This is a genomic window from Bacillus sp. FSL K6-1284, assembly GCF_038002625.1.
Lineage (GTDB): Bacteria > Bacillota > Bacilli > Bacillales > Bacillaceae > Bacillus > Bacillus paralicheniformis.
The window spans coordinates 170,001-190,295 of record NZ_JBBOCW010000001.1 but is presented as its reverse complement, the minus strand read 5'-3'; the positions used below and the strand labels follow the sequence as shown (position 1 = coordinate 190,295).

The 20,295-nt window shown below is 45.7% G+C and carries 18 protein-coding genes, 7 tRNA genes and 1 rRNA gene (1 of these 26 cut by a window edge); 9 read left to right on the top strand and 17 right to left on the bottom strand.

The annotated features are described in order from the left end of the window. Window positions 1–278: 278 nt before the first annotated feature. The 11 genes from glmM to MHB72_RS01045 form a co-directional block, all read right to left on the bottom strand. Window positions 279–1,625 carry a phosphoglucosamine mutase gene (gene glmM / locus MHB72_RS01095; RefSeq protein ID WP_023857685.1) on the bottom strand — a complete coding sequence of 449 codons (1,347 nt, stop codon included), beginning with the start codon at window positions 1,623–1,625 and terminating at the stop codon, window positions 279–281. A gap of 20 nt (window positions 1,626–1,645) precedes the next feature. Next, complete coding sequence (locus MHB72_RS01090) at window positions 1,646–2,962, bottom strand: CdaR family protein (RefSeq protein ID WP_216921761.1); 1,317 nt, start codon at window positions 2,960–2,962, stop codon at window positions 1,646–1,648. Then, window positions 2,955–3,776: a diadenylate cyclase CdaA gene (cdaA, locus tag MHB72_RS01085; RefSeq protein WP_003178443.1), complete on the bottom strand. Its 822-nt coding sequence runs from the start codon at window positions 3,774–3,776 to the stop codon at window positions 2,955–2,957. Before cdaA ends, MHB72_RS01090 begins: the two co-directional genes overlap by 8 nt. Before the next feature lie 165 nt (window positions 3,777–3,941). Further along, on the bottom strand, window positions 3,942–4,562 hold the full coding sequence (rsiW, locus tag MHB72_RS01080) for an anti-sigma-W factor RsiW (protein ID WP_216921767.1): 621 nt from the start codon (window positions 4,560–4,562) through the stop codon (window positions 3,942–3,944). A 13-nt stretch (window positions 4,563–4,575) separates the two neighbouring features. Next, window positions 4,576–5,139 carry an RNA polymerase sigma factor SigW gene (gene sigW, locus MHB72_RS01075; protein WP_003178438.1) on the bottom strand — a complete coding sequence of 188 codons (564 nt, stop codon included), beginning with the start codon at window positions 5,137–5,139 and terminating at the stop codon, window positions 4,576–4,578. 224 nt (window positions 5,140–5,363) lie between these two features. Further along, on the bottom strand, window positions 5,364–6,278 hold the full coding sequence (rocF, locus tag MHB72_RS01070; protein WP_025810878.1) for an arginase: 915 nt from the start codon (window positions 6,276–6,278) through the stop codon (window positions 5,364–5,366). A 125-nt stretch (window positions 6,279–6,403) separates the two neighbouring features. Beyond that, window positions 6,404–6,475, bottom strand: a tRNA-Gln gene (locus tag MHB72_RS01065). A 4-nt stretch (window positions 6,476–6,479) separates the two neighbouring features. Then, window positions 6,480–6,564, bottom strand: a tRNA-Tyr gene (locus MHB72_RS01060). 8 nt (window positions 6,565–6,572) lie between these two features. After that, window positions 6,573–6,645: transfer RNA gene (locus tag MHB72_RS01055), tRNA-Thr, on the bottom strand. A 59-nt stretch (window positions 6,646–6,704) separates the two neighbouring features. After that, window positions 6,705–6,780, bottom strand: a tRNA-Val gene (locus tag MHB72_RS01050). Window positions 6,781–6,883: 103 nt separating this feature from the next. Beyond that, a tRNA-Glu gene (locus MHB72_RS01045) sits at window positions 6,884–6,958 on the bottom strand. Window positions 6,959–7,142: 184 nt separating this feature from the next. On the opposite strand from MHB72_RS01045, the gene MHB72_RS01040 reads away from it, so the two are divergent. The 8 genes from MHB72_RS01040 to MHB72_RS01005 all read left to right on the top strand — a co-directional run bounded on the left by MHB72_RS01040 (window position 7,143) and on the right by MHB72_RS01005 (window position 16,526). Further along, window positions 7,143–7,595 carry a DUF523 domain-containing protein gene (locus MHB72_RS01040; RefSeq protein WP_023857681.1) on the top strand — a complete coding sequence of 151 codons (453 nt, stop codon included), beginning with the start codon at window positions 7,143–7,145 and terminating at the stop codon, window positions 7,593–7,595. A 174-nt stretch (window positions 7,596–7,769) separates the two neighbouring features. After that, window positions 7,770–8,687, top strand: a complete 918-nt coding sequence (gene murQ, locus MHB72_RS01035; RefSeq protein WP_216922166.1) for an N-acetylmuramic acid 6-phosphate etherase — start codon at window positions 7,770–7,772, stop codon at window positions 8,685–8,687. Between the two features lie 18 nt (window positions 8,688–8,705). Beyond that, a complete protein-coding gene (locus tag MHB72_RS01030) occupies window positions 8,706–9,578 on the top strand; it encodes a MurR/RpiR family transcriptional regulator (protein ID WP_149169585.1) in 873 nt (290 codons plus the stop codon). A gap of 1 nt (window position 9,579) precedes the next feature. Further along, window positions 9,580–10,947 (top strand): PTS transporter subunit EIIC, encoded by a 1,368-nt coding sequence (locus MHB72_RS01025; RefSeq protein ID WP_216922164.1) that lies wholly within the window; start codon window positions 9,580–9,582, stop codon window positions 10,945–10,947. A gap of 66 nt (window positions 10,948–11,013) precedes the next feature. Then, window positions 11,014–12,363 carry a penicillin binding protein PBP4B gene (pbp4b, locus tag MHB72_RS01020; RefSeq protein WP_101561684.1) on the top strand — a complete coding sequence of 450 codons (1,350 nt, stop codon included), beginning with the start codon at window positions 11,014–11,016 and terminating at the stop codon, window positions 12,361–12,363. Between the two features lie 14 nt (window positions 12,364–12,377). Then, a complete protein-coding gene (locus MHB72_RS01015; RefSeq protein ID WP_216922162.1) occupies window positions 12,378–14,312 on the top strand; it encodes a glycoside hydrolase family 3 protein in 1,935 nt (644 codons plus the stop codon). Next, the gene (locus tag MHB72_RS01010) at window positions 14,309–15,538 is read left to right on the top strand and encodes an exo-beta-N-acetylmuramidase NamZ family protein (protein ID WP_035337463.1); all 1,230 of its coding nucleotides are present in this window, start codon (window positions 14,309–14,311) and stop codon (window positions 15,536–15,538) included. The genes MHB72_RS01015 and MHB72_RS01010 overlap by 4 nt, the downstream gene beginning before the upstream one ends. Before the next feature lie 118 nt (window positions 15,539–15,656). Next, window positions 15,657–16,526: a PhzF family phenazine biosynthesis protein gene (locus MHB72_RS01005; protein ID WP_216922159.1), complete on the top strand. Its 870-nt coding sequence runs from the start codon at window positions 15,657–15,659 to the stop codon at window positions 16,524–16,526. 29 nt (window positions 16,527–16,555) lie between these two features. On the opposite strand, the gene MHB72_RS01000 is transcribed toward MHB72_RS01005, so the two are convergent. The 3 genes from MHB72_RS01000 to MHB72_RS00990 all read right to left on the bottom strand — a co-directional run bounded on the left by MHB72_RS01000 (window position 16,556) and on the right by MHB72_RS00990 (window position 18,318). Further along, on the bottom strand, window positions 16,556–16,969 hold the full coding sequence (locus tag MHB72_RS01000) for a DUF5391 family protein (RefSeq protein ID WP_026580420.1): 414 nt from the start codon (window positions 16,967–16,969) through the stop codon (window positions 16,556–16,558). 34 nt (window positions 16,970–17,003) lie between these two features. Further along, complete coding sequence (locus tag MHB72_RS00995; RefSeq protein ID WP_095292699.1) at window positions 17,004–17,945, bottom strand: bile acid:sodium symporter family protein; 942 nt, start codon at window positions 17,943–17,945, stop codon at window positions 17,004–17,006. A gap of 151 nt (window positions 17,946–18,096) precedes the next feature. Further along, window positions 18,097–18,318 carry a hypothetical protein gene (locus MHB72_RS00990; protein WP_020449908.1) on the bottom strand — a complete coding sequence of 74 codons (222 nt, stop codon included), beginning with the start codon at window positions 18,316–18,318 and terminating at the stop codon, window positions 18,097–18,099. A gap of 175 nt (window positions 18,319–18,493) precedes the next feature. Between MHB72_RS00990 and MHB72_RS00985 the strand changes: the two genes are divergently transcribed. Further along, on the top strand, window positions 18,494–19,663 hold the full coding sequence (locus tag MHB72_RS00985) for a serine hydrolase domain-containing protein (RefSeq protein ID WP_023857673.1): 1,170 nt from the start codon (window positions 18,494–18,496) through the stop codon (window positions 19,661–19,663). A 434-nt stretch (window positions 19,664–20,097) separates the two neighbouring features. Here the strand turns inward: MHB72_RS00985 and MHB72_RS00980 are convergent. The 3 genes from MHB72_RS00980 to rrf all read right to left on the bottom strand — a co-directional run. After that, a tRNA-Thr gene (locus tag MHB72_RS00980) sits at window positions 20,098–20,170 on the bottom strand. 2 nt (window positions 20,171–20,172) lie between these two features. After that, window positions 20,173–20,247, bottom strand: a tRNA-Asn gene (locus tag MHB72_RS00975). A gap of 43 nt (window positions 20,248–20,290) precedes the next feature. Then, window positions 20,291–20,295 (bottom strand): 5S ribosomal RNA (gene rrf, locus MHB72_RS00970); it runs 111 nt beyond the window's last position.

Genomic DNA, 20,295 nt, shown 5'->3' with positions numbered 1-20,295 from the left:
CTTGTGGTCAGCCGGGAGGCATCCGCCGAAAATTCGATAAACCTCCATCCTCGTCAACTAAGCTGTTTCATCCGCACGCTTAGTCCGGGCGCTATAACTATAAAAAATGGTTCTGCCCTGCCTTTCCTTTTAAATTAAACAAGACAAGCTGATTTTACTATACACTAAAGGAACCGTCAAACATTTTTCAAAATGGTTCACATTTTTTCCAAGATTGAACGGTTCCCTTTATCTTATGTCAAATCAGCATGTCTCGTTCGTCAGTCTTCTGCGGAAAATCACTCCGCTCCCATTTCAGCTTTCACGACATCTGCAATGCGGCCTACGTATTTCTCGCAAAGCTCCTTCGTTTTCGCCTCAGCCATAACACGGACAAGCGGCTCGGTGCCGGACGGGCGCACAAGGATGCGGCCGTCACCGTTCATTTCCTTCTCAACCTCTTCGATGACCGCTTTTACCTTTTCGTTCTCCGCTACTTTATGTTTATCGGTTACTTTCACGTTCAAGAGGAGCTGTGGAAACTTCTGCATCTCTGCCGCAAGCTCTGACAAAGACTTACCTGTCATTTTGATCGTGTTCATCAGCATGATCGCAGAAAGCAGGCCGTCGCCTGTCGTATTGTAATCAAGGAAAATCAGATGTCCCGACTGTTCTCCGCCGAAAGTAAACCCGTCCTTTTTCATCGCTTCCACTACATAGCGGTCGCCGACAGCTGTCTGAACGCTTTTAATGCCTTCCGCTTCAAGCGCTTTGTAAAAGCCGAGGTTGCTCATCACCGTAGAGACAACTGTATTGTCCGCCAGGCGCCCCTCGCTCTTCAAGTACTTCGAACATATGTACATGATTTGATCGCCGTCTACGATATTCCCCTTTTCGTCAACAGCGATCAAGCGGTCGCCATCCCCGTCAAACGCCATGCCGACGTCAGCTCCCTTTTCTTTCACAAATTCGGCCAGGGCTTCAGGGTGGGTCGAGCCGACTCCGTCATTGATGTTTAATCCGTTCGGAGAAGTTCCCATCGTCGATACATCTGCGTCAAGATCGGCAAACAGGTGGGTCGCCAGCGAAGATGTCGCCCCGTGCGCACAGTCAAGCGCGACATGAATGCCTGTGAAGTCTTCATCAGCAGACTGCTTAAGAAACTGCAAATATTTCTGTCCGCCTTCAAAGTAGTCGTTCACCATACCCAGATCAGCGCCTACAGGCCTTGGCAGGTGATCTTCAGGCTGATCCATCAGACGCTCGATTTCAAGCTCCTGCTCATCGGAAAGCTTAAATCCGTCACCGCCGAAAAACTTAATTCCATTGTCCTCGACAGGGTTGTGGGAAGCTGAAATCATTACACCCGCTTCCGCGTCCATAGCCTTCGTCAAATATGCGACGCCGGGCGTCGAAATCACACCGAGACGCATGACTTCTGCTCCTATCGAAAGAAGACCTGCAACAAGGGCACCTTCCAGCATATGCCCGGAAATGCGCGTATCACGGCCGATCAGCACCTTGGGGCGCTCCTTATCTTTTGTTAGGACATATCCGCCAAAGCGTCCGACTTTAAAGGCCAGCTCGGGTGTAAGTTCACTGTTTGCCACGCCTCTTACACCGTCTGTACCAAAATACTTGCCCATTAATATCGCTCCTTTTTGATTCATGAAGGTTGTGAATCCTTTTCAGAATGATTCTCTTCTTCTTCATTCTGACCATTATTTTTTTCGTTTTGGGTTGTTTGAGATGAGATTTTCACTCGAATGCTCTGCCGCGGCAGCGACCATGTCATGTTCTGCGGTCCGTTTACTTCCAGCTTCACGTTATGCTCGCCGTCATCGAGATCCGCCACATTGACATAGAGCTCGACGTCGGAAGGCTGGAGTTTTTCGATCGCGGCTGTCGAGCCCTTTGCCGTGATATCCAGCTTGCCTGACTTCGGATCGAGAAATTCAAGATCCCGGCTGTCATTCAGCCCCGCGGTTTTAATTGAAACGTTCTTCAGTTTTTTCTCTTCTTCCTTGTCAACTTTCACCTTGATTTTCACTTTTTCGGGTGACACTTTTTTAGCGCCGTCCGGCACTTTAATGTTGGCTTCCAACTCAGTGTCATCTTTCATTTTACTTAAATCAACCTCATCAGCCTCGACAAATTCTAACGAATCAAGAACATTTTGCGGCCCGTAGACGGTTACCTCTCCCGGACTGATATCGAGACTGGAAATGCTGATACCGTCCGGAAGGCTCCCTTTCCGGTCAACTTTGACGGGAATCTTTTTGCTAGGGCTTGTCACGGGAACGGTGATTTTAACGACGGATGGACTGACTTCAACCGGAAGAACATTTCCGTCCCTGTCGTACACTGTTAGCTTGGATTCTTTTTCAACCGTCTGGTCGACGCCCTCTAAATTGATCGTCGCCTTGATGTTTTGGATTCTGTCGATCACGGCTTTTGAGCCGGTGACGCTGACGTTTTTCGGGTTGATAATCGGCAGCTCCGGCGTGTAGCCGTCTTTCATTTTGTTTTTATTATAAAAATCAACCTCGACCGGGAATTCCTTCGTCGTTTTTTCTTCGATGGTCACGGTTGTCACCGATGGATTGATGGTCAGAGTGAGGCCTTCGGCAACATTTCTGGCCTTCAGCTCGACTTTGTGCCTGCCTGTTTTCAGATGCTGCATATCGGCATAAATCTCAAAATCCTTCACTTGTCTGACCTTCTTGACGGTTCCTGTCGGGCCTTTAATCGTGACATTCACCGTCTGCGGCACGCCTGTTACGACGTAGTTTTCATCATCATAAAACGATTTGACCGGTATATCGGTGAGCGTCGCTTCGTCTGTCGTCGATGTCGGGAAAAACGATTCACCTGGTTTCTTCGGAGTCGGCGCTTGAGCGCTGTGGACCGCAAAGTAAAGAAGAAACGCGAATAATAATGCGACTACTTTGACAGCCCAGGGATTGTTTAAGAACTTATCCATTTTTCTTCGCCCTCCAATACCAGCGATTTGAGGAAGTTTCTCGCGAATTTTTCTTGAATTCCGCTTCAAGCATGTTTTTCAATGCCTCTTCCGATAAATCACGGTGAAGGTCTCCGTTTTTGGCGACGCTGATGCCGCCCGTTTCTTCGGATACGACAACCGTCAGACTGTCGGTCACTTCACTGATTCCCACTGCTGCTCTGTGCCTCGTCCCAAGCTCTTTTGAAATAAAAGGGCTTTCAGAAAGCGGAAGGTAGCAGGCGGCTGCAGCAACCTCATCATTTTTCATAATTACGGCGCCGTCATGAAGCGGTGTATTCGGAATAAAGATGTTGATCAATAGCTCAGAGCTGACCTTTGCATTTAAAGGGATCCCCGTTTCTATGTAATCGCCCATTCCCGTCTCCCGTTCAATCGTCAGAAGCGCGCCAATCCGGCGTTTCGCCATATATTTAATCGCTTTTGTAATCGCATCAATCGTTTTCTGCTGCTGCTCTTCCTCAGGTGTTCCGCTCCTCGAAAAAAAGCGCCCCCGCCCCAGCTGTTCCAGCGCTCTCCTCAATTCAGGCTGGAAGATGATAATGATCGCCAGGAACCCCCATGTGATCGCCTGGTCAACCAGCCACTGCAGGGTGCTTAATCCTAAATATTGACTGGCCAGCCTGACGAGAACAATGACCACGATTCCCTTTAAAAGCTGAACCGCCTTTGTCCCGCGGATGACCATCATTAATTTATATATTACGTACCAAACAAGGAGAATATCAACGGCATCGCCGAGGTACTGCAAGAAAGGGATATCCTCAAAAGCCATTTCCTCGTCCTCCAAGAATTCAGTCATTAGTAAGGTTAATATGTTTCAAAATGGTATGATCTATTATTTTTACATATACAGAGGCTATTATAGCACAAATTGATTTTCCAAGTGAAATGGCGGCCCCTCATAAAAAAAGAGCAAAGCTCATTCGCCCGCTTTGCTCTACTCTTTAGACTCCTTCATGCCAAAAACCGATTTTCCGGTCGATTTAATCTTATACCACATCCAGTCGAACACTTCGTTGATCTCATGGATCTGACCGGTGACTTGTCCTGCTGAAGCCGTATATTTTTCGCCATTAACAATCGTGACATCGCCGTCGACTTTGCCCTCTATAATCAGCTTTCCGTTTTTCACGGTCACATCGCCTTTGACAACTTCGCCTTCAGGTACGATGACCGTGTTGTTTTTCACTACGAGATTGGGCTGGCTGGATACGCTGAAATCCTGATCGTTTTTCCAGCTGGAGAAAAAGCTGCCGCCCATCAAAATGATAAACAAAGCTGCCGCCACTAAAAACGGATGGGCTTTAAGCCACCTGTTGATCGATGCCGTTCGCTTTTCCTTCGGCAGATTCGCCAGCACATCGGCTGTAAAGTTCGCCGGAGCTGTAAGATGCGACGTGCTCTGGACAAGAGCGATGGATTTTTCCATTTCATGAAGGTGCTTTTTGCAGTCTTCGCATGATTGGAGGTGCTCTTTTAATTGCGATTCATCTTCCGGTAGTATGTCTCCGTCAAGGTATTTATGCATAAGCTGAACAATATGCTCCGGACAGCTCATTTCATCACCCCACTTAAAGATCCCTTAATTGTTTTCTGAGAGCCTCTCTGCCCCTGTGTATCCTCGTTTTCACCGTACCTACGGGAATATTAAGGATTTCACTGATCTCAATGAGTGAGAGCTCATCAATGTACTTTAATACGATGACCGTCCTGTATTTATCGGGAAGCCTTAAGATTTTTTCCTGGATGGTGCTGTGCAGCTCCAAAGAAACCACTTCATCCTCTGGAAGCGCAACATCCGCCGCAACCTGGGAATACATCGTCAGTCCTTCAGTCCCCGCCACCTCTGCATCCAAGTAATAGTCCGGCTTTTTTTTACGGATACGATCGATGGTCAAATTGGTTGCGATTCGATAAAGCCATGTGGAAAATTTCCGGTTGATATCAAAACTGTCGATATTCACGTATGCTCTGATAAACGCTTCCTGCGCAATATCTTCCGCCTCATGCGCATTGCCGAGCATACGGTAGCAAAGCTGATAAATTTTGTCTTTGTAAATATCCACGATGTCTGCAAATGCATTACGATCGCCTTTTTTCACCTGTTTGATTCTTTTTTTAATCATTGTTTCCATATTTATCTAACCTCTGCCTTCACCGGTCTTTATGTATACGAATTGATTTTTATTAGGTTTCATTAAATTCATAAAAATAGTTTATCAAATTTTTGGCAGGGTGTAGATGCTTTGACAGGGATCATGCGCTTAATATTAGCTTAAAATTATTATACAATCTAAATATTATGAAGTTGAGACTTTTTTATAAAAAAAAGCAGCCTAAGGCCGCTCTTCAACCGCATCTAAAGCAGCTTTTCGCCAAACAGCGACCCCATTAAGGCGACTGCCGCTTCAGCCGTCCTGTTTTTCTCATCCAATATCGGGTTGACTTCGACAAACTCAGCGGACGTAATCAGCTTCGATTCTTCCAGCATTTCCATCGCCAGGTGGCTTTCCCTGTAGCTGATGCCTCCCGCTACCGGGGTTCCGACACCCGGGGCATCGTTCGGATCAAGCGCGTCTAAATCGAGTGACAGATGGACACCGTCCGTTCTGCCGCGCAAATAGTCTATCGTTTCTTCCATCACCCTCGTCATACCGAGGCGGTCGATTTCATGCATTGTATACACTTTGATCCCTTTGTCGCGAATCAATTCTTTTTCCCCGTCATCAAGTGACCTCGCACCGATGATGACGATGTTCTCCGCTTTAATTTTCGTTTCTTTTCCATAGATGCCTGTCAGCCCTTCATGGCCGATCCCCAGGCTGATGGCGAGCGGCATGCCGTGAATATTGCCTGAAGGAGACGTTTCTTTCGTATTTAAATCAGCATGGGCATCATACCAGATCACACCCAGGTTTTGATAATGCTTCACAAGTCCGGCCAGCGTTCCGATCGCTATGCTGTGGTCACCTCCCAGCACGAGCGGAAAAGCACCTGAAGCCACGATCTTATCAACGGTCTCAGCAAGTTTTGCACTCGCTTTTGTAATCGCTTTCAAGTTTCTCAGCTCTTCAGATGCCGGCTCCCCGCCTTCTTTCTCATCCTCTCTTTGCCCGATCGTCATATCGCCGAGGTCTTCAATATCCTGACAAAGGCTTTCCAACCGTTCATTAACACCGGCACAGCGAATCGCGCTCGGTCCCATATCGACTCCCCGCCTCAGCTGACCGAGATCCATCGGTACGCCGATCATTGAAATCTGCTGTTTTAACATATGATATCCCCCTTTCAGACCTTCATTGTACCTTCCAATTCGGAATTGACTCAACAAGACATTTTTTTGAATAGTTATACAAAAAAGACAAAATAAAAAGGACATCCTAACAGGATGTCCAAAAACTGGGCTAGCTGGATTCGAACCAGCGCATGACGGAGTCAAAGTCCGTTGCCTTACCGCTTGGCTATAGCCCAATAATGGTGGAGGGGGACGGATTCGAACCGCCGAACCCTGAGGGAGCGGATTTACAGTCCGCCGCGTTTAGCCACTTCGCTACCCCTCCAAAAACAGTGCCGGCCAGAGGACTTGAACCCCCAACCTACTGATTACAAGTCAGTTGCTCTACCAATTGAGCTAGACCGGCATGATACGGTATCTTATGCAGTTACCGGCGCGGTTGTGACAAAAACCGATCCGAAAAAATGGTGGAGGATGACGGGATCGAACCGCCGACCCTCTGCTTGTAAGGCAGATGCTCTCCCAGCTGAGCTAATCCTCCGCAGTACAGGACGTACAAGTGCGCGTTGCAACAGGACGTTGCGACCTTAGCATGCCTTCCTTTTAAAAATTCCGGCATTCGCAGCGTGCTGTCCAAAAAAGAATGGTGACCCGTACGGGATTCGAACCCGTGTTACCGCCGTGAAAGGGCGGTGTCTTAACCACTTGACCAACGGGCCATCATCGTGTTTCAAGCAGCTCTCGTAAAGCTGACAAAAGTTATTATATACAGGTTCCTCCCCATTTGTAAAGGGGTAAATTAAAATTTTTATTTTCAAATTTTTTATTCATAAACATTGAGAAAAACGCAGAAATTTTGTTTAAAATAGGGCTATCTGATGTGCAAGAGAGGGGACGCGAAAAATGATACTGGTAAGTTCATGTCTGGCCGGGGTGGAATGCCGCTATAACGGATCGCACAGCTATGTGGGGAAAATCAATAAGCTTGTTGAAGAAAAAAAAGCGGTGATTGCTTGTCCCGAGCTGCTCGGCGGATTTCAAACGCCAAGGGAACCGGCCGAAATTATAGGCGGGTCGGGAGAAGACGTTTTAGACGGCAGGGCGGTGATCAACACACAATCGGGAAAAGACGTAACAGACCTGTATATAAAAGGAGCTTATCTAACATTGGAGATGGCAAGGCAAATCAAGGCTGATACGATCGTGTTGAAGGAAAACAGCCCGTCTTGCGGCAGCAGCCATATATACGATGGAAGTTTCTCAAGCCAAAAAATAGCCGGCAACGGCGTTACGGCGGCGCTTCTGAAAAAAGAAGGCTTCCGCGTGATTTCCGAACACCAAATAGACGAGCTGTAATACCTGAACATAAGCGCAGTTCATCTGCGCTTTATTTTATGTCGGCAATCCGTTGTTTAGAACTTCATTGAAATAAAATTTTAATATTTACCTTTTGTTATTGAAATAATATTCCACCCTTAATATACTGAAAATTAAGAAATATATGCACTTCATCATCAGGAGGAGTTGTCGATGGAAAACAGCCATTTAGGTTCATTAACGACCGAACGCCGGAATGAAAGATCCAGGCGCATTCACCAGGCAAAGACGATTGATATTTTGAAAATCATCAATGATGAAGACAAAACTGTGGCCGAAGCTGTACAAGAAGTCTTACCGGAAGTTAAGACCGCCGTTGACTTCGCCGTCGGGTCGTTAAAGAAAGGGGGACGGATCATCTACATCGGTGCCGGTACAAGCGGGAGACTCGGCGTACTCGATGCAGCTGAATGCCCGCCGACGTTCAGCATATCTCCCGAGTCGGTCATTGGCATCGTTGCAGGAGGAGAAAAAGCTCTGTACAAAGCCGTCGAAGGCGCTGAAGATCACGAGGCATTCGGCAGACGGGATTTATCAGCCGTTAACCTCTCAAACAATGATACCGTAATCGGAATCGCCGCCAGTGGTCGGACTCCATACGTTCTCGGCGCTTTGAAGTATGCCAGGGAAAGTGGCGCCAAGACCGTCTCACTGACATGCAACGAAAACTCGGCGATCAGCCAGGTGTCAGATCACAGCATAGAAGTGGTCGTCGGCCCTGAAGTTATTGCCGGATCGACGAGAATGAAAGCAGCAACCGCTCATAAAATGATTTTAAACATGATCTCAACGGCGGCCATGATCAAAATGGGAAAAGTCTATGAAAACCTCATGGTAGACGTAAAAGTAAGCAATGACAAATTAAAGGAGCGGGCGATTCGCATCATCCAAACGGTCACAGGTGTTCCAAAAGAAGCGGCGGCACTAGCGTTAGAAAAATCCCATAACCAAGTCAAAACCGCCATCATCATGCTGAAAACAAACGAAGATGCGGCCGCTTCCGAAAACCTGCTTGAGAAATCAGAAGGCGATATCGAAAAAGCTCTATCCATTTATGAAGACCAAGTTTAAAGAAGAAAGGAAGAAACAATGGCTGCAGGAGGATTGGAAATCATTCAGAATATGCTTCACAGATTGCCGCAATCTGAACGAAAGCTTGCCGAATACATTTTGAAAAACCCACACGAGGTCGTAAACGGCACCATTCAAGAGGTGAGCTCTTCGGCAAAGACAAGCGGGGCGGCGGCAATACGGCTCTGCAAATCTCTGGGGCTGAAAGGCTTTCAAGATTTAAAAATGAGGGTCGCCGGCGATTTAATGAAACCGTCTGATCAGGGATACCGGGATATCGAACCGCAAGAGCCGCTCCATTCAATCGTTCAAAAAACAACCAGCAATTCGATTCAGGCGATTCGCGATACCTTTGAAAACATTGACCACGAAGATCTTCAAAAAGCGATTCAAATACTGATCAACGCAGAAACGGTTCATTTTTGCGGGATCGGGGCTTCAGGAATCGTCGCACAAGATGCCCAGCAGAAATTTTTGCGCATCAATAAAAAAGCCACCGCTTTTAGTGATATGCATCTTGTCGCGACATTAATCGCCAATGCCGGCGAGAATGACGTTCTGTTTGCCATATCCCATTCAGGAGAAACGCATGAAATCGCCAATGCAGTCAGACTCGCCAAAAAACATGGCATTAAAACCATTGGACTGACGCGGTTTGGACAGTCTGCTGTCTCTTCATTAAGCGATATCGCCCTGTATACGTCATACTCAAATGAAGCGCCGTTTCGCAGCGCCGCCACCTCCTCTCGTTTAACTCAGCTTTACATGATTGACATTCTGTTTTTAGGCATAGCCGCGGAGCGCTACGAGGACATCATTCAGTATATTGACCAAACAAAAGCGGCCATCCGCATGATGGGAATGAGCGAATTGCAAATAAGGGGGATATAAAATGAGCGATGAGAAAAAATATGCCGGCCTGGCAAAACTGATTTTACAACACATCGGCGGCCCGTCTAATGTCGCGGATTATACCCATTGTATGACGCGCCTGCGCATCACGCCTGTCAACAGTCAAAAAACCGACATCGGCTCAATCAAAGCGCTTGAAGGCGTGATTGGCGTCGTTGAGGAGGAAACGCTTCAGATTATCCTCGGCACCGGCGTCGTACAGCACGTATCAGACGAGTTCGGGAAGCTGCTTCAATCCGCGGAAGACGTTGACTTAAAACAATCCGCAGCCAAACATAAAGCTGAGATTTCCAAGAAAAACGCGACGCCTTTCAAGTTGTTTCTTCGGCGGATCGCAAGCATTTTTATACCGCTGATCCCCGCTTTGGTCGCCTCAGGCTTGATTACCGGAATCACCAAAGCCGTTATCCAAGCAGGCTGGCTCGCTGAAACATCACAAACCGCCATTATTTTAACGGTAATAGGTTCAGGTTTATTTACGTATTTGGGCATCCTGGTCGGGGTCAATACGGCGAAAGAATTCGGCGGCTCCCCCGCACTCGGCGGATTAGCCGGTATTTTAATCATTAACCCGGCCGTTGGTGATATTTCGCTTTTCGGTGAAGCGCTTTTGCCGGGACGCGGAGGTTTAATCGGTATTTTATTCGCAGCTGCATTTATCGCTTTTCTCGAAAAACGGGTCAGGCGCATTGTACCTCATTCACTCGACATCATCATCACACCTACAGTCTCCCTTCTCATCACAGGAATCGTCACTTACGTTGTCTTCATGCCTGTCGGCGGCTTGATATCTGACGCCATTACGTCAGGACTTCTCGCCATCTTAGATCTCGGCGGCATTATCGCCGGCTTTGTACTGGGGGCCACCTTCCTTCCGCTCGTCGTAACCGGACTGCACCAGGGATTGACACCCGTTCATATGGAATTAATCAATTCAATCGGCGATGACCCGTTGCTGCCGATTCTGGCTATGGGGGGCGCAGGTCAAGTAGGCGCCGCTTTTGCGATCTATTTCAAAACAAAAAAAGCAAAGCTCAAAAGAGCCATTGCCGGCGGACTGCCGTCAGGCCTGCTCGGAATCGGTGAACCGCTCATATTCGGTGTGACTCTTCCACTCGGACGTCCATTTTTAACCGCGTGCCTCGGCGCCGGAGTAGGTGGAGCCTTTCAAGCGTATTTCAAAATCGCGACCGAATCGATAGGCGTATCAGGTCTTCCTTTGTCATTTTTAGTCCATACCCACCAAGTTCTTTTGTATATTCTCGGTTTGTTTATTTCCTATGCTGCCGGCTTTGCCTTAACATATCTCTTTGGTTTTAAAGACGATATGGCAGTTGAATTTGATTAAACGTTTGTTTAAAATTCCCACTATACATTTTTTGACAGAAAGGAGTGAAGCAAGCTGAAAAAGTTTATGATCAGCGCTGCCACATCGTCCCTATTGTTGCTGACATGCTTTTTCCCGCTTCCGTCATCAGCACAGACTGCCATTGCGAACGAGACAACAGGTCAGCTGACATATCCGGTATTAACGAAGGCGAAAACACCTGAAGAAGCCGGTTTTTCTTCGGAAAAGCTTAAAGCCGTGGACCGTCTGATCGAACAGGATGTCAAAGCGGGCTTTCCCGGGGCTGCCTTGATTTTGATAAAAGACGGAAAAATCGTCAAAAAAGAAGCATACGGCTACAAGCAGAAATACAACGGCCTCTCGACGCTCAAACATCCAAAAAAAATGAAAGCAAACACGATGTTTGACCTCGCCTCCAATACAAAAATGTATGCCGTCAATTTTGCCTTGCAGCATTTAGTGAGCACCGGAAAGCTTGACTTGAACAAAAACATTTCACATTATCTTCCTGATTTCAAAGATCACCCGGAAGACGATGTAAAGGGAAAAAACCGGCTCCGCGTCATTGATTTGCTCCACCATAACGCAGGCTTCCCTGCAAGCTGGAACTATTACGACCCGAAAGCAGCCGGACACCTCTACTCTCAGTCACGGAGCAAAACGCTTGAATATCTTGTCAAAACCCCCTTGTCATATGAACCCGGCACAAAACAAATTTACAGTGACATCGACTATATGCTCCTCGGGCTGATCATAGAAAAAGTCACAAACGAGCGTTTAGATACCTTTGTTGAAAACCAATTTTACCGGCCTCTCGGGTTGCGGCATACTTTGTTTAATCCGCTCCAAAAGGGCTTTAAACCGCCGCATTTTGCAGCTACGGAACGAAAGGGAAACACCAGAGATGGCACCATCTTGTTTCCAAATATCAGAACTTACACGCTTCAAGGGGAAGTCCACGATGAAAAAGCGTTCTATTCAATGGAAGGCGTCTCTGGGCATGCCGGCCTTTTTTCCACCGTTGACGACGCAGCAGTGCTCCTTCAAGTCATGCTGAACGGCGGCGGTTATGGGAAACAACATCTATTCAGCCGTTCGGTCATTTCACAATTTACTGAGCCGTCAAAAACAAATCCCACATATGGACTAGGATGGCGGCTTAACGGCAATACCGATATGGAGTGGATGTTCGGCAAGCACGCCAGCAACAAGGCATACGGCCATACCGGCTGGACGGGAACCGTCACCATCATTGATCCCGTGTATCAAATCGGCATTGTGTTGTTAACCAATAAAAAGCACTCTCCTGTCATCAACCCTAAAGAAAACCCGAATCAATTCGAAGGTGACGCATTTGCAACCGGAAAGTACGGCAGCGTCATTACAGCTATTTACGAGGCGTTACATCACCAATAGGAGGCGACCCTTATATGAAAAGATTTCTTCAATGCGCGTTGATTGCATTGCTGTTATCGTCTCTCGCTTTGCAGCCCGCCGCTCGCGAAGCAGAAGCGAAACAGCAGCCGGAACAACACCTCAAACAAATGGTCAGCAGCATGTCGCTTGAAGAGAAAATCGGACAAATGCTGATGCCTGACTTTAGAAACTGGAAGAAAAAAGGGGAATCGAACACCAAAGGATTAACAAAAATGAATGACGAAGTCGCTGGAATCATTCAAAAATACCGGCTCGGCGGTGTCATTCTTTTTGCTGAAAATGTCACAGGCACAGAGCAGACTGTACGGTTAACGGACGGCCTGCAAAAAGCAAGTCCTGACATTCCGCTCTTTATCACGATCGATCAGGAAGGCGGGATTGTCACCAGACTCGAATCAGGCACAAACCTGCCCGGCAATATGGCAGTCGGTGCATCGCGAAGCAGCAAAAATGCCTTCAAATCAGGAAAAATCATCGGAAAAGAATTAGCATCGCTGGGCATCAACGTGAACTTCAGTCCTGTACTTGATGTCAACAACAATCCCGGCAACCCGGTCATCGGCGTTCGTTCTTTCAGTTCCAAGCCTGAGCTGACTTCAAAGCTCGGCATCCAAATGATGAAGGGCCTGCAGGACGAGCAAATGATCGCTACAGCAAAGCACTTTCCCGGACACGGCGATACAGCGGTTGACAGTCATTACGGATTGCCGCTTGTTCCGCATGATGAAAAAAGGCTGAGAAACATTGAACTTGCGCCATTTCAAAAAGCGATCGATGCAGGGATTGACATGATCATGACAGCGCATGTCCAGTTCCCCGCCTTTGACAATACAACCTATAAAAGCAAAAAAGACGGCGAGGACATCATGGTGCCTGCAACACTTTCCAAAAAAGTCATGACAGACCTTCTCCGCAAAGACCTCGGCTTTAAGGGCGTTGTCGTAACAGACGCTTTAAATATGAAAGCCATTTCTGATAATTTCGGACATGAGGAAGCCGTCGTCATGGCTGTCAAAGCAGGAGTCGACATCGCCCTCATGCCCGCACAAGTCACATCGCTTGAGACCGAAAAAAATCTAGCGCGTGTATTCGAAGCTCTTCTGACAGCCGTTAAAAAAGGTGAGATCCCTATCGAACAAATCGATCAGTCGGTGGAGCGAATCCTTCAATTAAAAATAAACCGCGGTATCATCGATCACACCGGCTCCGAACCGCTTCAGAAAAAAATCAAATACGCCTTGAAAACGGTCGGCAGCAACAAACACATGAAATCCGAAAGGAAAATGGCAAGAGAAAGCGTCACCATTCTTAAAAATGAAAAAAGCACCTTGCCATTCAAACCGAAAAAAGGGGATACCGTCCTCATTCTCGCCCCATACGAAGAGCAAACAGCAGCAATCGCCAAAACCATCAGCAAAATAAAGAAAAACATCAAGGTGGTCGAATATCGATTTGCAGAAAAAGCGTTTGATGAAGAGATTCAAAAGAAAATTGACGAGGCCGATTATGTCATCACAGGATCATACGTAGTCAAAAACGATCCTGTTGTGAACGACGGTGTCATTGATGACAGCATTCAAGACTCAAGCAAGTGGGCAACTGCTTTTCCGCGCGCCGCCATGAAATACGCTCAGGCAAACGGGAAAAAATTTGTCTTAATGAGCTTACGAAACCCTTATGACACGGCAAATTTTGAAGAAGCCGCTGCCGTGATCGCAGTATACGGCTTTAAAGGCTATGCAAACGGGCGCTTCAGGCAGCCGAATATTCCGGCCGGAGTGGAAGTTATCTTCGGAAAGGCAAAGCCTAAAGGAACATTGCCCGTAGACATTCCTTCGGTCACACGCCCCGGAGAAACCCTTTACCCGTTCGGCTACGGGTTGAATATTAAAAACGGCAAGCCGCTTCACAAAGGAGGGGCAAAATGAGAAAAAAAGCGATCTGGCTGCTTGCGGGAATGTTTGTTTTCAGTACATTAACCGCAGCAGCGGCCTTTCCGGACAAAGAAAAGAAAGCAAAGGTCTCACCGGGTATTGAAGTGATCATGAACAAGAAAAGCATATTAAAAGGAAAAAGGGTCGGTCTCATCACAAATCCAACCGGTGTCAATTCAGCATTAACAAGCAGCATCGATTTGCTTCACCAAGCCCCCGGTATTGAGCTGACCGCTCTCTATGGTCCAGAGCACGGTGTAAGGGGAGACGCTCAAGCCGGCGATAAGGTTGACTCTTATATTGATGAAAAAACCGGTCTCCCCGTCTACAGCCTTTACGGAGATACGAGAAAACCGACACCGGAGATGTTGAAAAACGTTGACGTCCTGCTATTTGACATCCAAGATGTCGGAACGCGGTTTTACACTTACATTTACACAATGGCTTATGCGATGGAGGCGGCAAAAGAAAACGGCATTCCATTCATTGTTCTTGACCGGCCAAACCCGCAAAGCGGCTTAAAAGTTGAAGGACCTGTCCTTGATCCGGATTATTCTTCATTTGTCGGAATGTATCCCATCCCTTTAAAGCACGGAATGACCGCAGGAGAACTGGCAAAGCTGTTTAATGACGAATTTAACATCGGCGCCGATTTAACCATCATCAAAATGAAAGGGTGGAAGCGACAGATGTTCTTTGAAGACACTGGTCTTCCTTTCGTCCTGCCTTCCCCGAACATGCCGACGCCGGATACGGGCATCGTCTACCCGGGCACAGGTTTAATTGAAGGAACCAATATGTCAGAAGGAAGGGGCACGACAAAGCCTTTTGAATTAATTGGTGCGCCCTACATGAAAAGTACGGAACTCGCCGAAAAATTAAACGGTCTGAAGCTTCCTGGCGTCCGATTCAGAGCCGCCTCGTTCACTCCGACATTTTCAAAGCATCAAAATAAACTGTGCCACGGGGTGGAGCTTTACGTGACAAACAGGTCCGCTTTTAAGCCTGTAAATACCGGTATCGCGATCATCAAAACCGTCCATGACCTCTACCCGGACGACTTTGAGTTCCTCCCTTCAGGCAATTTCAACCGTCTGATCGGGAATGGATGGGTCAAAGCTATGATTGAACAAGGCGCTTCAATTGATGAAATCGTCAATAAATACGAAGCAGATCAAAAACGGTTTATGAATATCAGAAAGAAGTATTTGCTTTATTAGGAAGAGCGGGATCCGCTCTTCTTTATTTTTTTAGACTGTTCAATGATTCTCATCTCATGTAAGATATGTAAAACTGCCTTTACGGCAGGAAGGTCATTTTAAAGGAGAGAGACATCGGATGGAATTTTACCTTGTGGACGTGTTTGCAGAAACAAAATATACAGGAAACCAGCTCGCCGTTTTTAAAGCAGAAAAGAACCTATCAAGTGATAAAATGCAAAAAATAGCTAGGGAAATTAATTTTTCCGAAACAACATTTATATTAGGGAAACAGGAAAACAGCGGGTATGATGTCCGAATCTTCACCCCGGAAAAAGAAATTCCGTTTGCAGGACATCCGACGCTGGGCACAGCGTTTATCATAAAGAATGAAATCGAAACTGAACCATCTTCAAGCGTCATTTTAAATGTTCGAGCAGGCGCAATACCGGTGACGTTTGACAAAGGTGAAGATCAGATCATTTGGATGAAGCAAAATCCGCCTGTATTTAATCGAACTTTTGATAAAGAAATGATGGCAGAAGTACTCGGTATCGACACATGTGATATGGATTTGGATTTCCCGATACAAGAGGTTTCCACAGGTCTGCCAGCAGTTATCGTCCCGTTAAATTCGCTAAGTGCAGTTAAAAAATGCAAAATCAACAAGGATCGGTTTGAAGCTTTTATGAAAGAAACAGAAGCCAGTCTGCTCGTTTTTTCTACGGAAACCTATCATGAACAAAATCACATCAATACACGAGTTTTTTGCGACTGTCTCAGCGTTCCCGAAGATCCGGCAACAGGAAGCGCAATCGGGGATCTCGCAGGATATTTACTGCATCACGGTTATTTTAATCAAAATGACCTCAGCATAAGGGCTGAACAAGGGTATGAAATAAACCGGCCTTCCCTGCTTTATATTGAAGCGCATACAACGGCAAACAGCATAGAAATTCACATCGGGGGAAACGTCCACCTGATCGCAAAAGGAACTTGGCGAACTTGAACACAACGCGGGAAAGCGGTTTTTAAATATTAGAAAGAAGCAGCCGCTGACGGCCTGCGAAAAGCGGCGACTAACCAAATCACATTCACGATCGCTGACAGAATGCAAAGGCATACGACGCCCAATAAAGCAGAAGCATATCCGCCAAAAGCGCCAATCAACATAACCACTGGAATCATGGTCAGCGTGATGATTAATCCAATTCCGCAAAGAACAGCCATTACAAACTTCATCGCATCAAACCCGGCCATATAAACAGCAAGGGGAAGGATATAAAAGAGTAAAACGGTTCCGATTGCCGCCCACATCCCCAAAGTGCCAAACTCATTAGCATGGGGGCCTGAATGAGCGAGCGGAGAAAGTGAAGCTGTGACTAATAAAGAACAAAACAAAAATGCGGAAATTAAAGTCCACATCATCACACTTACCCTATTGGTTTTCATTTTTTTTCACTCCTGTAAGGTTTGAGTCTGCCAACTATGAGGGCAGACTCGTTTTTTTGTCTAAATGATACGTTTTTTTCAGCTCGCTTCTTGCAAGCAAATGCCCATAGAGCGCAGCCAGGATCTGCTGAAACAGCATGCCGATGACAACGGGCACCGCCACTTGCGGCGGAAAAAATCCGGTGGCCAACACAGCGCCGGCGCTAATATTCCGCATTCCTCCGGTAAAAATTAAAGCCACGATTTCCTCCTGGGGCCGTTTCATCAGCCGACCGATCAGCCAAGCTGTCATGTAGCCAGTAAATGCCACCAAAAAAACCGTAACGGCTATCGTTAAAAATTTTAAATCGACGTTTTTCAGGTAAGGAGCGACAACTGAGCTGTTAATCGCCACCACGGCGGCTAACCCGATTTTCGAAAATGGAGCGCAATTCGCGCTTAAACGCGCTGTCCGCTCCGGTATTGAAAATTGATTGACGAGCATTCCTAACAAAGAAGGAATCACAATCATTCCGACTAAACCTTTCATCATACCGATTACATCCATTTCAACATGCGCCCCGGCCAGGATGGAAAGACTGAACGGAACGATGAAAGGCGAAAGAATCGTGTCCACTAAAATAATCGATAGGGTTAAGCCGATGTTTCCTTTATACATGGCAGCCCAAATCATACTCGTAATACCCGTCGGAATGACAACACCAAGGGTAAGCCCTGTAATCGTTAATGAATCTCCGCTAAACACAAGATGCCCCGTGCCCCATGCCAGAACAGGCATAAATATGTGCAAAACAAATAAAGCGAGTAGCATCGGCAAGGGATGAACCATCGCTGTTTTCAGCGACTGAAAATTTGCCCCAAGGCTGCCGGCAAATGTCATAAACGCAAAAATCCACGGCACAAGACCCGCCAGCCCATTTAAGTAATCCGCAAGCAACACCCCGCTGACAACACTTAAAGGCGTCAGTAAAGGCATAATCTTACCAAGTGTTTTATTGATCGTCTGAAGCATAGATGTAAAACGCCCGCTCTCTTTAAATCGAATTTACATTCATTATAACAAAAGATGGAATATCAAAACAGGAAGGGAATACAGAAAAGAAGACAGCTAGATGAAAGAGCAGCTTTTAGGCATAATGAGCTATGCTTCTTTTTTTATAGGGGAACACGGTTAAAATGGCCTCTATCTTAAACATTCTGAACTGCTGTTTTTGGAAGCAAAATGCTTTCACATAACCGTTTTTAATTTCTTTCACGAGAATCGCCCGTTTAGAAAAACTACTTTCTTTCATGTAGATGATTTCTACCGGAAAACCGTCTTCCATTGAACGATACAACAGCTTATTCATCGTCTCACCTCACATCTTTATTTTATAAGAACATTTGTTCTTATTCAAGTGTAAATAAAATGTAAATTTTGGCATTATCCCAAACCATGTATGAAAATATTAGCATTTTGAAGAAACTTTTTAAGGGGTTATTGCGTCAGTAAATACGTCACATATAAAAGAAGGAGTACTCGCCATGGCAAGAACATACAGAACGCGAATAAAGAAAAGAAAAAAGAAGAAAACAAAAAGAAGGCTCATCATTCTTTCCTTTCTTCTTGTTTGTGGGGTAATTTATCTTGCACTTCCAAGCGGTATGCGAGATCACCAAGAAAATCAACTACAGGCAACTGAAAAAAAAGAACAGCCTGAAGCAAAGAAGAAGACAAATCAAAATGAAACAAAAAAGAACCCTATCATCACAAAAAATGATAATGCTCAATTGGATCAATATTTAAAAAGCATTGGATTCAGCGGCACAGCATTAATTGTAGAAGACGGAAACGTTGTGACAAGCAAAGGGTATTTATATGCAAACCGCGAGGAAATGGTCCCCAATACACCGGACACCGTCTTTTATGTTGGGTCATCACAAAAAGCCATTATTGCAACGGCAATTTTACAGCTTGAGGAAAAGGGATTGCTATCAGTAAATGACCCCGTTTCTAAGTATCTTCCTGACTTTCCAAACGGCTCAAAGATCACCCTTTATCATTTCTTGACACACACATCAGGGATTAGGGGGCACAAAGAAGGCCACGGATATATTTCACCGGAAGATTTAATGAAAGATATCGAAAAACGAGGCGTAAAATACCCAACTGGGAAATGGGATTATAGAGACTCCAATTACTCGGTTTTGGCATACATTGTCTCCATGGTAAGCGGTGAACCAGTCGATCAATACATCAAAAAGCACGTTTTTAAACCTGCCGGTATGAAACACGCAGGCTTTTATAAAACATTTGCTAAAGAGTCAAATCCGTCGACAGGGTATAAATTAAACCCGCAAAAAGAGCTTTATACGCCTGACATGCCGAATTTATCACAGCTTTATGGGGCTGGTGATATTTATATGACCGCTTATGATATGTATTTATTTGATAAAGCACTTTACGAAAGAAAAATCATTTCCAATGAAAGTTTTATGAAAATGTTTACGCCAAACAAAGCAACATACGGTATGGGCTTTTATGTGTCGCCGGGAAGCTATTCTAGTCACGGTGTCATGCCCGGCTATAACATATTAAACAGTTTCAGTCTGACAGGGAGCAGATACGTCATTCTATTTTCTAACATCCAAAACAACATCAAATCTTTTGGCAGTGTAAACAATCGGATCTTCTCTATTTTAAATGGATTTTAAACATATTTAAACAAGCTCTCTGTCATCCGAGTCAGAGAGCTTGTTTAATAGCAGAAAAAGTTTTTACGGTTAAAAGGGATTTTAATTATAAATATGGAAGATGGATAATAAATAATTTTCAATATAAAGGAAGGTTGTCATGTCTTTATTAACGCTTAGCAAAATCGTGACCGTTATTGGCGTTGTAGCATTATTTATGTGGACTTTTAAAGACTCAAAACAGCATGAACCTGATACGTTAAAGTACGGGAGTTATATGTTGTTCCTTCTTGTCTTAGAAGTCACAATTAACGTTTTATATGAGTGGATATAGCAATAAAAGCAGGCATTAAGCCTGCTTTTATACATTCTATAAGTTGAAAGCAAAATATCATAAAACAAAAAAAGCTTTCTCCACCATAGGAGAAACCTTGTCATATCAACGTATTCACTTAAGCTTCCAAGCGGGCTCGAACCGCTGACCTCTTCCTTACCATGGAAGTGCTCTACCTGCTGAGCTATGGAAGCATTGGCTCCGCAGGCAGGATTCGAACCTGCGACCGATCGGTTAACAGCCGATAGCTCTACCACTGAGCTACTGCGGAATAAGATAAGCTTCAATTCATGCAGGGTAAAGATATATAAACAGCTTG

Excerpts from the sequence above, each read along its gene's own strand:
- MHB72_RS01030 (WP_149169585.1), top strand. The coding sequence starts at position 8,706 with ATGGCTGCAGGAGGATTGGAAATCATTCAGAATATGCTTCACAGATTG.
- MHB72_RS01025 (WP_216922164.1), top strand. The coding sequence starts at position 9,580 with ATGAGCGATGAGAAAAAATATGCCGGCCTGGCAAAACTGATTTTACAA.
- MHB72_RS01000 (WP_026580420.1), bottom strand. The coding sequence starts at position 16,969 with ATGAAAACCAATAGGGTAAGTGTGATGATGTGGACTTTAATTTCCGCA.
- MHB72_RS00985 (WP_023857673.1), top strand. The coding sequence starts at position 18,494 with ATGGCAAGAACATACAGAACGCGAATAAAGAAAAGAAAAAAGAAGAAA.
- MHB72_RS01010 (WP_035337463.1), top strand. The coding sequence starts at position 14,309 with ATGAGAAAAAAAGCGATCTGGCTGCTTGCGGGAATGTTTGTTTTCAGT.
- MHB72_RS01015 (WP_216922162.1), top strand. The coding sequence starts at position 12,378 with ATGAAAAGATTTCTTCAATGCGCGTTGATTGCATTGCTGTTATCGTCT.
- rocF (WP_025810878.1), bottom strand. The coding sequence starts at position 6,278 with ATGTTAAAACAGCAGATTTCAATGATCGGCGTACCGATGGATCTCGGT.
- pbp4b (WP_101561684.1), top strand. The coding sequence starts at position 11,014 with ATGATCAGCGCTGCCACATCGTCCCTATTGTTGCTGACATGCTTTTTC.
- cdaA (WP_003178443.1), bottom strand. The coding sequence starts at position 3,776 with ATGGCTTTTGAGGATATCCCTTTCTTGCAGTACCTCGGCGATGCCGTT.
- MHB72_RS01005 (WP_216922159.1), top strand. The coding sequence starts at position 15,657 with ATGGAATTTTACCTTGTGGACGTGTTTGCAGAAACAAAATATACAGGA.
- sigW (WP_003178438.1), bottom strand. The coding sequence starts at position 5,139 with ATGGAAACAATGATTAAAAAAAGAATCAAACAGGTGAAAAAAGGCGAT.
- murQ (WP_216922166.1), top strand. The coding sequence starts at position 7,770 with ATGGAAAACAGCCATTTAGGTTCATTAACGACCGAACGCCGGAATGAA.
- MHB72_RS01090 (WP_216921761.1), bottom strand. The coding sequence starts at position 2,962 with ATGGATAAGTTCTTAAACAATCCCTGGGCTGTCAAAGTAGTCGCATTA.
- MHB72_RS00995 (WP_095292699.1), bottom strand. The coding sequence starts at position 17,945 with ATGCCTTTACTGACGCCTTTAAGTGTTGTCAGCGGGGTGTTGCTTGCG.
- rsiW (WP_216921767.1), bottom strand. The coding sequence starts at position 4,562 with ATGAGCTGTCCGGAGCATATTGTTCAGCTTATGCATAAATACCTTGAC.
- MHB72_RS00990 (WP_020449908.1), bottom strand. The coding sequence starts at position 18,318 with ATGAATAAGCTGTTGTATCGTTCAATGGAAGACGGTTTTCCGGTAGAA.
- MHB72_RS01040 (WP_023857681.1), top strand. The coding sequence starts at position 7,143 with ATGATACTGGTAAGTTCATGTCTGGCCGGGGTGGAATGCCGCTATAAC.
- glmM (WP_023857685.1), bottom strand. The coding sequence starts at position 1,625 with ATGGGCAAGTATTTTGGTACAGACGGTGTAAGAGGCGTGGCAAACAGT.